General features: G+C 68.5%; 12 protein-coding genes and 1 tRNA gene. 9 read left to right on the top strand and 4 right to left on the bottom strand.

Features of this window, described 5'->3' with window-relative positions; all coding sequences use genetic code 11:
• The first annotated feature begins 427 nt into the window (after positions 1-427).
• The 7 genes from HV824_RS20725 to HV824_RS20695 all read left to right on the top strand — a co-directional run bounded on the left by HV824_RS20725 (position 428) and on the right by HV824_RS20695 (position 5,769).
• Positions 428-1,789: an IscS subfamily cysteine desulfurase gene (locus HV824_RS20725; RefSeq protein ID WP_368671020.1), complete on the top strand. Its 1,362-nt coding sequence runs from the start codon at positions 428-430 to the stop codon at positions 1,787-1,789.
• A gap of 96 nt (positions 1,790-1,885) precedes the next feature.
• Positions 1,886-2,287, top strand: coding sequence for a Fe-S cluster assembly scaffold IscU (iscU, locus tag HV824_RS20720; protein ID WP_002634235.1), 402 nt, complete (start codon positions 1,886-1,888; stop codon positions 2,285-2,287).
• Between the two features lie 27 nt (positions 2,288-2,314).
• Positions 2,315-2,713: an iron-sulfur cluster assembly accessory protein gene (locus tag HV824_RS20715; protein WP_176420409.1), complete on the top strand. Its 399-nt coding sequence runs from the start codon at positions 2,315-2,317 to the stop codon at positions 2,711-2,713.
• Positions 2,714-2,821: 108 nt separating this feature from the next.
• Complete coding sequence (gene hscB / locus HV824_RS20710; protein ID WP_176420411.1) at positions 2,822-3,379, top strand: Fe-S protein assembly co-chaperone HscB; 558 nt, start codon at positions 2,822-2,824, stop codon at positions 3,377-3,379.
• Complete coding sequence (hscA, locus tag HV824_RS20705; protein WP_176420413.1) at positions 3,376-5,223, top strand: Fe-S protein assembly chaperone HscA; 1,848 nt, start codon at positions 3,376-3,378, stop codon at positions 5,221-5,223. Before hscB ends, hscA begins: the two co-directional genes overlap by 4 nt.
• A gap of 1 nt (position 5,224) precedes the next feature.
• Positions 5,225-5,602: a 2Fe-2S iron-sulfur cluster-binding protein gene (locus HV824_RS20700; RefSeq protein WP_176420414.1), complete on the top strand. Its 378-nt coding sequence runs from the start codon at positions 5,225-5,227 to the stop codon at positions 5,600-5,602.
• A gap of 83 nt (positions 5,603-5,685) precedes the next feature.
• Positions 5,686-5,769 (top strand) — tRNA-Leu (locus HV824_RS20695).
• A gap of 56 nt (positions 5,770-5,825) precedes the next feature.
• Here the strand turns inward: HV824_RS20695 and HV824_RS20690 are convergent.
• Positions 5,826-6,914: a lysylphosphatidylglycerol synthase transmembrane domain-containing protein gene (locus HV824_RS20690; protein WP_176420416.1), complete on the bottom strand. Its 1,089-nt coding sequence runs from the start codon at positions 6,912-6,914 to the stop codon at positions 5,826-5,828.
• The gene (locus HV824_RS20685) at positions 6,911-8,656 is read right to left on the bottom strand and encodes an alkaline phosphatase family protein (protein ID WP_306465630.1); all 1,746 of its coding nucleotides are present in this window, start codon (positions 8,654-8,656) and stop codon (positions 6,911-6,913) included. The genes HV824_RS20690 and HV824_RS20685 overlap by 4 nt, the downstream gene beginning before the upstream one ends.
• Between HV824_RS20685 and HV824_RS20680 the strand changes: the two genes are divergently transcribed.
• Both HV824_RS20680 and HV824_RS20675 read left to right on the top strand, forming a co-directional pair.
• A complete protein-coding gene (locus HV824_RS20680) occupies positions 8,655-9,827 on the top strand; it encodes a BamA/TamA family outer membrane protein (RefSeq protein ID WP_176420418.1) in 1,173 nt (390 codons plus the stop codon). The two genes, HV824_RS20685 and HV824_RS20680, sit on opposite strands and share 2 nt — an antisense overlap.
• Positions 9,828-10,059: 232 nt before the next feature.
• Positions 10,060-12,330: a pyridoxal-dependent decarboxylase gene (locus HV824_RS20675; RefSeq protein ID WP_255208199.1), complete on the top strand. Its 2,271-nt coding sequence runs from the start codon at positions 10,060-10,062 to the stop codon at positions 12,328-12,330.
• A 135-nt stretch (positions 12,331-12,465) separates the two neighbouring features.
• On the opposite strand, the gene HV824_RS20670 is transcribed toward HV824_RS20675, so the two are convergent.
• A complete protein-coding gene (locus tag HV824_RS20670) occupies positions 12,466-12,942 on the bottom strand; it encodes a hypothetical protein (RefSeq protein ID WP_255208198.1) in 477 nt (158 codons plus the stop codon).
• Between the two features lie 13 nt (positions 12,943-12,955).
• A complete protein-coding gene (locus HV824_RS38240; protein ID WP_368738085.1) occupies positions 12,956-13,276 on the bottom strand; it encodes a transposase family protein in 321 nt (106 codons plus the stop codon).
• Positions 13,277-13,625: the final 349 nt, after the last annotated feature.

Here is a 13,625-nt window from a genome sequence, read left to right as displayed (position 1 = left end):
ATGCGGACCAGGCGGGTCTTCCCGCCACCCTCCCCCGTCTCCTGCGCCTCCTTCGTGCGGGCCGCCTGCTTCGCGCTCATGTGCCTTCCTCCCTGTGGTGGCCCCTGCCAGTGCAGGCGACCAGCCAGGGTGGAGCTCGCTGGGAAATCAAGCGGTTGGCCGAGGGGTATGCGCCATTTCGGAGCACCTCGCGCCAGGACGGCGCACCCGGACTGATCCACGACGGCGCGGCGTTGACTTAAGGCGTCCTATTGGGAGCACGCACCCACACCCGTAGCGCTCCTGATGTTCGCTTGACCCGAAGGCGCCCCTTTTTATATTTGACCAGTCCGGTCCACATTCAAGTGTGACGGTGTAGGTCCCCCTGCGACCAAGGCGCTCCGAGGCGCCAGTCGACGTCCTCTCCAGGAAGGTGTTGGAAGCAATGGTGAAGCTGCCGATCTACATGGACAACCACGCCACCACCCCGCTGGACCCGCGGGTGCTGGAGGCGATGCTGCCCTACCTGCGCGAGGACTTCGGTAACGCGGCCAGCCGCAATCACGTGTTCGGCTGGAAGGCCGAGGCGGCGGTGAACAAGGCCCGGCAGCAGGTGGCCGAGCTCATCGGCGCGGCCGAGCAGGAGATCGTCTTCACCTCGGGCGCCACCGAGTCCGACAACCTGGCCATCAAGGGCGTCATCGAGTTCTACAAGTCCAAGGGTGACCACATCATCACCCTCAAGACGGAGCACAAGGCCATCCTGGACACCTGCAAGCGCCTGGAGCGCGTGCGGCAGGAGCGCCTGGACGAGCTGAAGCTGCTGCGGCTTGCGCAGCTCGCGGGCCAGGACGTCACCGAGGACAACCAGGCCGCGCTGCTGGCGAAGCACGACGTGGACGCCGACGAGACGTACCGCAAGTGGGCCGAGCTGCCCACCGGCGGCGCGCGCGTCACCTACCTGGACGTGGAGCCCGACGGCCGCGTGAGCCTGGAGAAGCTGGCCGCGGCGATGACGCCGAAGACGGTGCTGGTCTCCATCATGTTCGCCAACAACGAGATTGGCGTCGTCCAGCCCGTCGCGCAGATTGGCGCGCTGTGCCGCTCCAAGGGCGTGCTCTTCCACTGCGACGCGGTGCAGGGCATCGGCAAGGTGCCCTTCGACGTGGAGGCCATGAAGGTGGACCTGGCCTCCATCACCTCGCACAAGATGTACGGCCCCAAGGGAATTGGCGCGCTGTACGTGCGCCGCCGGCCGCGCGTGCGCATCGCGCCCATCATCGACGGCGGGGGCCATGAGCGCGGCATGCGCTCCGGCACGCTGAACGTGTCGGCCATCGTCGGCTTCGGCATGGCGGCGGAGCTGGCGCGCAAGGAGCTGCCCGAGGAGTCGGCGCGCATCCTTCGCCTGCGCGAGAAGCTGCGCAAGGGCCTGACGGACGCGCTGGACATGACCATCATCAACGGCTCGATGGAGCACCGGCTGCCGGGCAACCTCAACATCTCCTTCGCCCACGCGGAGGGTGAGTCCCTGATGATGGGCATCAAGGACGTGGCGGTGTCCTCCGGGTCCGCGTGCACGTCCGCTTCCCTGGAGCCTTCCTACGTGCTGCGCGCGCTGGGCGTGGACGAGGAGCTGGCGCACAGCTCCATCCGCTTCGGCCTGGGCCGCTTCACCACGGAGGAGGAGGTCGACTACGTGGTGAACCTCGTCGTGGACAAGGTCCGCAAGCTGCGCGACATGAGCCCACTGTACGAGATGGCCAAGGAAGGCATCGACCTCAAGAGCATCGAGTGGACGGCGCACTAGCGCCTTCCCTGGTAGACAGGGGGGCGCGAGCCCCCTCCCCCGGAGGGCGTTGCCCGCCGGAACCTTTGGTGAGAAGCATCCGTTGAAGGAGCAGGCATGGCTTACAGCGACAAGGTCATCGAGCACTACGAGAACCCCCGGAACGTCGGGACGCTCGACAAGGAAGACCCGAACGTGGGCACCGGCCTGGTGGGCGCGCCCGCCTGCGGCGACGTGATGCGCCTGCAGCTCAAGATCTCCGAGGACGGGCTCATCGAGGACGCCCGCTTCAAGACGTTCGGCTGCGGGTCGGCCATTGCCTCGTCGTCGCTCGTCACCGAGTGGGTGAAGGGCAAGACGGTGGACCAGGCGATGACCATCTCCAACAAGGACGTGGCCCGCGAGCTGTCGCTGCCGCCGGTGAAGATTCACTGCTCCGTGCTGGCGGAGGACGCCATCAAGGCGGCCATCGAGGACTTCAAGAAGAAGCGCGCCGCGCGCCAGGCCAAGGCGTCCTGACGTCTGCGGGAAAGGGAGAGGCGAACCATGAGCGAGCAGGCGACCCAGGAGACGACGCAGCGCCAGGCGCCTGCCGCCGCGCCCGTGGCCAGGCCCCCCAAGGGCATCACCATCGCTGACAGCGCGGTGGCCCGGCTGAAGGAGCTGCTGGAGCAGCGCCAGACACCCGAGGCCGGCTTGCGGCTGGCCGTGAAGGGCGGCGGGTGCTCGGGCCTCCAGTACTCCATGGAGTGGTCGGAGAAGTCCCGCGAGCGCGACAAGATTTTCGAGAAGGACGGCGTGCGCGTCTTCGTGGACCCGAAGAGCTACCTGTACCTCATCGGCACCGAGCTGGTGTTCGAGCAGACGCTCATGGCCTCCGGCTTCAAGCTGAACAACCCCAACATCAAGGCGGCCTGCGGCTGCGGAGAGAGCTTCTCCGTCTGACGCGCCAGCACGCGCTCCACCCCCTGCCGGGTGGAGCCGCCGCCACGCGGGCCCGGCCAGCCGCCGGGCCCTTTTCGTTTGTCCCCTGCCCGCATTGGAGAGCCCCCCGTGAGGACCCACTTCGACGTCTTCGGCCTGAAGCGCGCCTATGACGTGGACGTGCCGGCGCTGGAGAAGCAGTACCGCGAGCTGTCGTTGCAGCTCCATCCGGACCGCGTGGCACAGGCCAGCGCGCGCGAGCGCCTGCAGTCCCTGGAGGGCACCACCGCCCTCAACGAGGCCTTCAAGACGCTGAAGGACCCGGTGCGCCGCGCCTTCTACCTGCTCAAGCTGCACGGCATCGACCTGGACCGCGAGGACGCGGGCGCGCAGAAGGACATGCCCCTGGCCTTCCTGGAGGAGGTCATGGACCTGCGCGAGTCGCTGGACACCGCCATGGCGAAGAAGGACCTGGGCCGCGCCCGGGCCATGGCGGACGACGTGGAGGTCCGGAAGAAGGCGGCCCTCACCGAGGCGGCGGAGTCGCTTCGCACCCTGGAGGCTGACGCGCCGGGGGACGACGGGCAGGAACTGGTGAGAAAGGCATCGCACGCGCTGGGGCGGGTGCGCTACTTCACGCGCTTCCTCGAGCAGGTGGACGCGTTCGAGGAGGAGATTCAGGCGTGAGCAATAACGGCTACCTTCAGATTCACGACCCGCTGAAGCCCAAGGGGCAGGCGGTGGGCATCGACCTGGGCACGACGAACTCGCTGGTGGCGGCGGTGGTGCAAGACAAGCCCGTCTGCGTCCCGGTGGACGAAGGCGACGCGCTGCTGCTCCCCTCCGTGGTGCACTACGCGAAGGACGGCGGCGTGGTGGTGGGCGCCCGAGCGCGCAAGCTGGCCTCCGAGCACCCCACCGACACCATCGCCTCCGTGAAGCGCTTCATGGGGCGCAGCCCGGACGACGCGGAGACGCGCAAGCTGGGCCACTACAAGTTCGCGCCCGGCGCCAAGGTGGTGCGCTTCGATGTCGCGGGTGGCACGCCGGTGACGCCCATTGAAGTCTCCGGTGAGGTGCTGCGCGCCCTCAAGCGCCGCGCGGAGGCGCACTTCTCCACCAAGGTGGAGCAGGCCGTCATCACCGTGCCCGCCTACTTCGACGACGCCCAGCGGCAGGCCACCAAGGACGCGGGCCGGCTCGCCGGGCTGGAGGTGCTGCGGCTGCTCAACGAGCCCACCGCCGCCGCGCTGGCCTACGGCCTGGACAAGGGCAGCCAGGGCACGTTCGCCGTCTATGATTTGGGCGGCGGCACCTTCGACATCTCCATCCTCAAGCTGGTGGACGGCGTGTTCGAGGTGAAGTCCACCGGCGGCGACTCCGCGCTGGGTGGCGACGACTTCGACCGGGCGATTGCGCAGCGGGTGCTGGAGACGCTGGGCGCGTCCGAGGCGCCGGCCCCCGCCCTGGTGGCGGAGGTGCTGGCGGCCTCGCGCAAGGCCAAGGAGGCGCTCACCGACGCGGCGTCGGTGGAGTTCACCGCGGGCGGTCAGACGCACCTGGTGAAGCGCGAGGACTTCGACGCCTGGATTCAGCCCTTCGTGCAGAAGACGGGCACGGTGTGCCGGCGGGCGATGAAGGACGCGGGCGTGACGGCCGGGGAGCTGGACGGCGTCATCCTGGTCGGCGGCGCCACGCGCGTGCTGGCGGTGCGCCGCTACGTGGCGGAGCTGTTCGGCCGTGAGCCGCTGGGCGACATCAACCCGGACCAGGTGGTGGCGCTGGGCGCGGCGGTGCTGGCCAACCTGCTCACCACGGCGGACCGTCAGGACGACGTGCTGCTGCTGGACGTGATTCCGCTGTCCCTGGGCCTGGAGACGATGGGCGGCATCGTGGAGAAGCTGATTCAGCGCAACTCCACCATCCCCACCACCGCGGGCCAGGTGTTCACCACCTTCAAGGACGGGCAGACGGGCCTGGACGTCCACGTGCTCCAGGGCGAGCGCGAGCTGGTGGAGGACAACCGCAGCCTGGCGCGCTTCACCCTGTCCGGCATCCCGCCCCTGGCCGCGGGCCTGGCCCGAGTGGAGGTCCGCTTCCAGGTGGACGCGGACGGCATCCTCTCCGTCAGCGCGCAGGAGCAGAGCACCGGCGTCAGCCAGTCGATTACCGTGAAGCCCAGCCACGGCCTCACGGATGAGGAGATTGAGCAGATGCTGCTCGACTCCATCGACTACGCCGAGGACGACATCCAGGCCCGGCAGGTCCGGGAGCAGCGGGTGGACGCCGAGCGCGTCCTCGCCGAGGCGGACCGGCAGCTGGGTGAGCACGGCTCGCTGCTCCAGGAGGGGGAGCGCGCCGTCATTGATTCCGCCATCGCCCGGGTGCGTGAGCTGATGAAGGGCGAGGACTACCTGAAGCTGAAGGAGGCCGTGCACGCGCTGGACGAGGCGTCCCGCCCCTTCATCGAGCGGGTGATGAACCAGGCCATCACCCAGGTGGTGGCTGGCCACTCCGTGGAGGATTACTGACGTGCCCAAGGTGACTTTCAAGAGCCCCCTGGCCGAGGTCAGCGCCGACGTGCCCACCGGCACCACCCTGCTGGACGCCGCCGAATCCTGCGGCGCCCAGGTGGGGCACAGCTGCGGCGGGGTCTGCGGCTGCTCCACCTGTCACATCTGGGTCCGCAAGGGCCTCGACTCGCTGAGCGAGCAGACGGACGCGGAGGCGGACCGCCTGGACATGGGCTTCGACGTCCGCCCCTACTCCCGGCTGAGCTGCCAGACGGAGCTGGGCGCCGAGGACATCCTGGTTGAAATCACCGAGGAGTCCCTCACCGCCTTCATGGACGAGAACCCCGTCCTGCGCCGCGCTCTCGAGGCCGAAGGGAAATGGCCGCTGAAGAAGTGAGGTTGTTACGTAGTGCTTGACGGGGCGGGGCAGGAACTCTATATGTCCGGCCCATCGCAGCGCCGCACCGCGATGCCCCACCTGCCCAGGTGGTGGAATTGGTAGACACACTAGATTCAGGGTCTAGCGCCTGCAAGGGCATGGAGGTTCGAGTCCTCTCCTGGGCACAAAGTTGAGAAGGGGTCCCGGTTTCAAACCGGGGCCCCTTTTCGCTTTTCAGGAGTCAGGAGCGCGCGGGCTCCACCGCATCGTGGGCCACGTGACTCGCCGCCTCCCGCGCGAGGCTCCCGCCCTTGCGCAAGTCGCGGATGCGAATCTTCCGCAGGTGGACGGAGACGGCGCCTACGGCGACCTGGCTGATGACGGTGCCCAGGTGCGTGAGCGTGGAGAAGGCCGCCGCGTCCTCTGGCGAGGCCCCCAGGCTGCGGGCCGCCCAGCTCGTCACGAAGTAGTAGATGCCCATGCCCGCCGGGACGCCCGGGAGCGACTGCCCCAGGGAGATGGCCCCCAGCACCACCGCTCCGGCGAAGAGTCCGCCGGAGATGCCGATGCCCTGCAGCGCCAGGCCGTAGGCCAGCGCGGAGGCGAGGACTGGCCCCACCGAGAAGACGAACACCTTCGCCATGCCGGTGAAGGAGCGCGCGGTGCCCAGGCCCTCGCTGACGTGGTGGAGGAAGCCCTCTACCCGGGGGAGCTTGTGGCGCTTGTGCAGGGCGAAGGCGAGCGGGCCGGACCAGTGCGCCAGCAGCACCACCAACGCGACCAGCCCCACGCAGAGCGACACGGCCACCTTCAGCTCCCCTTGGAAGCGGGACAGCGTCTGGCCAAACGGGCCAAGCAGCGACAGCGTGACGAGCAACATCAGCGCCGCGAACTCCATCAGCTTGCAGACGCCCACCGTGCCCAGGCAGCGCAGGAAGGGGATGCGCTGCGTCCGCGACAGGAGGAACGAGCGCATGATTTCGCCCAGCTTCCCGGGCAGCGCGTTGTGGACGAAGGCGCCAATGGCCACCAGGTGATAGCGCTCCTTGAAGGGCACCGGCCTGCGGAGCGTGCGCTGCCATTGCACCGCACGCAGCGGGATGAGCGAGGCCTGGAGCAACATGAAGGGCACCAGCCACACGAGGTGGCCGGGCAAGTCCCTCACGAAATCCCCCAGCGGGAAGCGCGGCTGGAGCAGGGGCCCGGCTCCGCCCAGGTTCCATTTGAAGAACGCGGTGGAGAGCAGGACGACGGACAGCACGAGCCCGAAGACGGCGAGCAGCACCTTGAACAACGCCCGGCCCCCGGAAGGCCTCGCCCTGCCCTTCACGGCACCCTCCGGAGTCGTGGGGTGTCTTCGAGATAGGCCGCCGCGAGCCGCTCATGGAGCTGCGCGCAGTGCGACAGCCCGGACAGGTCCACGGGGGCCTTGGCGGGCCAGCACACCAGGCTGTTGGCCTCCGTGCGGGTGAGTCCTCCGTGCGAGCCGAACTCCCAGGCGAAGCCCACGGTGCCACCGCGCCGCACGGCTTCGCCGAAAAGCACCAGGTCCCCCGCGGTGGACATGGTGGGGAGGACGCGGAGGAAGTCCGCCACCGCGCGCTTGCTGAACTCGGTGGACAGCGGGGCCCGGTCCAAGGAGTCCACGGTGTAGACGCCGCCACGCACGAGCGCGACCGCGCTGTCGCCTCGCCGCAGGGCGACGAGGCCGATGTCCGGGCTCCGTGTCACCCGAGCCAGCACCTCGGGGTGGCGCGCGAGCAGCGACCTGGCCTCCAGCGGCTCGGGCTCACCGGACACGTACACATGGGCGAAGTCGCCGCACTCGACGGCCATTGGCGTGAAGGGCGCGCGCGGCTGCGTGTCCGGCTCCGGGCGAGTCCTGCCGTCGCAGAGGCCGCGGACCACGTCGTCGGAGAGGGGGCCGTCGCCATGGGGCGCCGTCAACCACTGCGCCAGGGGTTGGCCCCTCCGCTGCTCCCAAGGCACACAATCCACGTGCCCGTGGTCGGAGAGGAAGACGACGTCATAGGGCTGCTCCACCGCGCCCGCCACGGCGTACAGCTCCGCGAGGTACGCATCCACGCGGTACAGCTCCGCGCGCGCCTGCTCGGAGCGTGGCCCCCGGCGGTGGGCCACCTCATCGTAGTTGCCGTAGACGAGGTAGATGAGGGGCACGCCCCGCGCCAGGTCCACCAGGGACTTGGTGAAGGCGAAGCTCCAGCCCAGGCGCTGGAGGAAGACGTGGCTGAAGAGGAAGGCCGGCTCGTGGCGCCAGTCGTGAAGCCCCCGCGCCCAGTGGGTGACTTCACGCGCCGCGGCCCAGGTGTCCATGCCCAGTGAGCGCAGGTAGTCCCAGAGGCCGCGCGTGCGCGCGCTGAGCAGCCCCCGCATCTCGTGGGAGAACGCGCGCGACATCTGCTTGAAGCTGGCCAGCGTGCTCATGCTCAGCGCGTTCTCAGCCCCCGCGCGGAACAGGGAGAAGTACCCGTGCCCTCCACCGTCGAGCAGGCTGGTCCGCCCCGCGCCGCGCAGGCGCTCATCGATGGCCAGCGCGTCTGATGGGGTGTTCATCTGGACCTTGCGGCCCAGCTCGCGGTCGAACCACGAGTACGCCGGCAGGTTGGCGTGGCGCATGCCGTAGAGCAGGCCCGCCTGGAAGTAGGGCGTGGACGTGGGCGCGCCCCAGAAGGCCTCGTCCAGGTGATACGCCCCCGAGCGCACGAGCCGCGCCAGGAAGGGCATGCGCCCCGCGACGAGCGCTTCATCCAGCAGGCGCTTGGGGACGCCGTCCAGGTGGACGATGAGCAGCTTCCTCGCCCTGCGCCCTGGCGCGGGCGGCACCTTCTCCCGGACCCGGCGCACGAGGCCGTGGGCCCACAGGTGCATCGCTGGTGGAAGCACAGCGCTCACGGGTGTCGCCTCCCCTCCTCTGGCAGCCAAGATGAGCACTTGAGAGGCCAGCCGCCCTGGAGTGGGAGCCGCCCTCCAGGAGAGCGGGCGGGCAACCGCCGAGGCTTCTCCGTGCGGGAAGAAACGCCGCCACCCAGGCGTCCTCCGCGGCCCCTTCATGCTCATTCCCGCCACGGCCGTCCTCCTCGTCAGCCTGAGCGCTGCTCCGGCAGCCCGCGCGCGCCCCGCGCCCGGGCTCGAGCCCGTGCGGACGTCCGGCTTCGATGCGATTGCCATCCCCCTGGTGAGCTTCAACTCGGACCAGGGCATGGGCTACGGCGCCGTGGGCGGGATGTACCTCTATGCGCCAGGGAAGCAGCCCTACGCGCACGCCATCAGCGCGCAGACGTTCTTCAGCAACCGGGGCGTGCAGAACCACTCGCTGCGCTACGACGGGCCGAAGCTGCTCGGGCCGCTGCGCGTGGAGGGCCGGCTGGATTACCGGCGAGAGCTTCGCAGCCCCTTCTTTGGCGCGGGCAACCTGTCCGCGCCGGGCTTCCGCGGGGATGTGAACAACGAGCTGTACAACTTCGACAAGGGGACGCCGGGCTTCTGGTTCCGCCTGCGTGGACACCCCTTCGGAGAGGAACATCCGCTCCAGTCCTATGTGGGCTACGGCTGGCGGCACATGCGCGTGGCGGCCTACGCGAAGTCCATGCTGTCGCTGGAGAAGCCCCTGGGCATGGACGGCGGCAACATGGGGCAGCTGCTCGCCGGCGTGCTCTGGGATACGCGCGACAACGAATCGGACCCGCGACAAGGCAGCGTCGAAGAGCTGTCGCTGCGCATCTCCGGCAACGCCACGGGCAACCGCTACCACTACGTCGGCGTCACCCTGAGCGAGCGGCGCTACTTCCCGCTGACGTCACGGCTGACGCTGGCGCACCGGATGACGTTGGACATGCTGTTCGGCGACGTGCCGTTCTACGAGTGGAGCAACACCGGCGGCGTCAATGTGTCCGAAGGCATTGGCGGCATGAACAGCGTGCGCGGCATCGAGCGCAACCGCTTCGCTGGGAACATCAAGGCGTTCACCAATACGGAGCTGCGCTATCAGGCGGCCCGGTTCCAGGTCTTCGGACAGCAACTGAAGCTGGGCGCGGTGGCCTTCGTGGACCTGGGCCGCGTGTGGCACCCGGGCGTCTCGGATGGCAAGTGGTGGCACTGGCACCCGGGCGTCGGCGGAGGCCTGCGGTTCTCCCGGCGCGCGGCGGTGGTCCGCACCGACTACGCGCGCTCCACGGGCTCCGGGCGACAGCGGTTCTACGTCACCTTCGGCCAGATGTTCTGACGCTCACGGCCGGCGCTTCCACACGTCGCCCTCGCGCGTGAAGGTGTCGCGCACCCGACGCTGGATGGATTGCACCGTCCCGGCCCCGGAGGGCTGGAGATTGTCAGGAATTGACCGCGGCACGACATGACAAAAGGGATTGCAACTACATCATGTATATCTGGCGCGACCGTGGCCGCCCGCCCACGCCTTGTGTCTGGCCATGGTCCTTCCCTGACGCAAGGAGCCCCACATGGCCCACAAGTCCCAGCCGGACTACTCGAGTCGTGCCCTGGATGAATTGAAGCAGGCGTTGCGCGAGCGACTGAAGACCAACCAGCTCGCGCACCGAGAGCTGCTGTGGGAGTCAACCCATGGCAGGGAAGCCCCCATCGAGGACGGGCGGGACGTGGAGGCGTGGTTCCTGGGGCCCCGCGCGGAGAACGCGGACGTCTTCGAGCAGCTGGTGCTGGAGGCCTTGAGGGACCACGCCTTCTGGCGCCGGAACTTCCACCCGATGGACCCTCCCGCCATCACCCAGAGCATCAAGAGAGATCCGGGCTACCTCCGGGCGCTCGACACGCTGCACACGGAGTTCAACAACCTCCTGGCCGAGCTGAAGAAGTCCGCGCCGTTCTTCAGCATGCGCTACCAGGGCCACATGACCTGGGACCAGACGCTCCCGGGCATGGCCGGCTACTTCGCGGCGATGCTCTACAATCAGAACAACGTCGCGCTGGAGGCCTCGCCGCTGACGACGGTGCTGGAGGTCCGGGCCGGCGAGGACCTGTGCCGGATGGTGGGCTACGCCCAGAAGGGCGACATCCGCCCCTGGAGCCACCTGACCAGCGGTGGCACCACCGCCAACATCGAGGCGATGTGGGCCGCGCGAAACCTGAAGTTCTATCCCCTCTCCCTGCGCGAGGCCATCCAGCGGGAGTCCGCGCTGGCCGCGGCGAAGTCGCTTCAGGTGACGCTGCCCTCGGGGACCCGGGCGCGTCTGCTCGACCTGGATGCGTGGCAGGCGTTGAACCTGGACGTGGACGAGGTGCTGGGCATCCCCACCCGTATCCAGGAGGAGTTCTCCATTCCGGTGGAGACGCTGACGGCAAGCGTGGGCAACTACATGCTCCAGGACCTGGGGCTCGTGGAGTTCACCCGCCGCTACCTGGGGGACATCCCAGCCCCCGTGTTCATGGTCCCCGGCTCCAAGCACTACTCGCTCCCCAAGGCGGCGGCGATTCTGGGCATCGGCGCGGACCACATGTTCAGCGTCCCCCTGGATGAAGAGGGGCGCATGGACGCGTCTGCCCTGGAGGCGCGGCTGGACCAGTGCAAGGCGGACCGGCAGCCCGTCATCGCGGTGACGGCGGTGATGGGGACGACGGAGGAGGGGCTGGTGGACCCGCTCGCGTCCGTGCTGGCGCTCCGCCGGCAGAAGTACCATCCGCAGGGCATGTCGTTCTGCGTGCATGCGGACGCGGCCTGGGGCGGGTACTTCGCCTCGCTCCTGCGCGCGCCGCCGAGCACCGACAAGAGCCGCGCGGGCCCGCCCGCGCCGGTGCTGCCCCTCAGCCGGTACGTGACGCAGCAGTTCGAGGCGCTCCCCGAGGCGGACACCATCACCGTGGACCCGCACAAGACGGGCTACCTGCCCTACCCCGCTGGAGCGCTGTGCTACCGCAATCAGTCCATGCGCAGCCTGGTGGCCTTCGAGGCGCCCTACATCAACACGGCGGGGAGCCAGGAGGACCTCACCGTGGGCAAGTACGGCATCGAGGGCTCCAAGCCCGGCGCCGCGGCGGCGGGCGTGTACCTGAGCCATGCCGTCGTCCCACCGGACCAGCGTGGCTACGGGAAGATCCTCGGGAGGGCGCTCTACAACTGCAAGCTGTTCCACGCCCGGCTGCTGATGATGAACTCCACGGCCAGTGACTACGTCGTGGTGCCGGGCCCGCGCTTCAAGCTCTCCGAGCCCCTCAAGCGCAAGTACGGCGGTGAGAAGCAGGCGCTGGAGACCCTGCGGCATCAAATCATGGGCGTGCCGCAGGAGAAGCTCCTCACGGCGTCAGGGGAGGAGGAACTGGAGCTGCTGCGCGAGACGGGCGCGGACCTCAACATCCTCACCTACGCCTTCAACTTCACCTCCGGACAGGGCCTCAACCCGAGCCTGGAGGAGGCGAACACCTTCAACCGGAAGATCTACGAGCGTCTGGGCGTCAAGGCCGACGGCCGCGACATCTATGGCTACCGGCTGCTGGTGAGCACCACGGACTTCATCGAGGAGGACTACGGCAAGAAGTTCTTCGATGACTACAAGACGCGCCTGCTGGGAAGCGGCGCGACCTCGGGGCGGGGCGAGGAGGGCCGCATCACCGTGCTGCGCTCCGTCATCATGGACCCCTGGATTACCGAAGACCTCCAGCGCCGGCCGTTCCTCGACACCATCATCGAGGAACTGCGCGCGGCCGTGGAGGACGCGCTCAACGAAATGCGCGGGACGGCATCGAAGCGCTCGCGCTGACGCGCTTCAGGGAGTGCCGTCAAGGACGAGGTTTCAGGTGAGCTGAAAGGCGCCCAGCTCTCGCGGCGGCTGATACCGCCGCGAGAGACGGGGTGCTGGTGCTCAGCACGCGCCGGCGCCAGCCACGTCCCGCCGCTACCGCCTGATTCGCAACGTGACGGAGGTGAACACCTCGACGCGCATTCCGTCTTCCTGGATGAAGTGGCTGGTGTAGGCCAGCGGCTTGACGAAGATGCCGAACGCATCATGCTCGTTGTTGGATTTGGCGCTGAACCGCGTCATCTGAAGCGACGCCATGCAGGCACCCGTGCAGTTCATGCCCCTGGCGCTGCGATGCACGAACACCGTGCCGCCCTCAATCAGATTCGAGTTGTTGGTGCGCGGCTTCGGCATGGAGATGAACCGCCGCAGCCCTGTGTCGGGATCCTGCCAGACCGCGCCCAGCAGGAGACCGCTGGCGCTGTCAGCGTTGGTTCCCACGGGGCGGAGCGTGACGTCGATGAAGCCACCATTGTCGATGGCCGAGTTGACCTGGACGATCTCCTCCTTCTTGGTCCACCCCAACCAGTGGAACTGCGGGAGGTTGTAGTTGTCTGACGCATTGGTTCCCATGTACGTGCTTGAGTCACCAGAGCCGATGTGCTTGCCCGTCGTGGAGTCTCGCCGGTCGCCATGCCCGCTTGAGGCGGCGCTCTGACGACTGACGACGCGCCGCTGGCGGCCCGCCCAACACTCTCTGCGACCTGACTTCAAGTGTCTGCCGGGTGCGCTCGGGCGGAGGGACACGGGCGGCCAGCCCCAGCTGCCTGCGGACGCGCGCCCCCAGGTCCTGTGCCAGGTCCTCCACCCGGCGCAGACTCTTCAGCCCACAGGCGAACGCCGCCACCAGCAGCCCTAAAAGCCCCTGGTGCCCATGCCTTCGCCCACGCGCCTGTCGCGGGTCCATCACCTCACAGCTCCACTCCAGTTGGGCGTGGCGCAACGCGCGACGCCGTTGTCCTGGGACTCGGCTCATGGTCCACTGCTCCCGGCTCTCGCTCTTCTTCCGCGCAAGCCACTTGGAGGGATGGGGCTCGCCCGCTCCATCCCTCCGCTCTTCTCCTCGCCCGAGCCCTACTCGAAGCCGCTTCCGAAACCAACGAAGCAGGTCATTCGATATGCCGCCTACCCAGGGGCTGCACCCCATGCGGCGCGATCAGAACCGGGCACCGCAACTGCCCGTCGCGAACGCGACAGGGCCTCAGCGACGCAAGTGCCTGACCTCACTCACCTTCCTCACTCCGCAACCCCTCACA

The organism is Myxococcus sp. AM009 (assembly GCF_013372605.1).
In the GTDB taxonomy this organism is placed as follows: domain Bacteria; phylum Myxococcota; class Myxococcia; order Myxococcales; family Myxococcaceae; genus Myxococcus; species Myxococcus vastator.
Note: the sequence above shows the minus strand (reverse complement) of the source record. Positions and strands in the feature narration are given on the sequence as shown.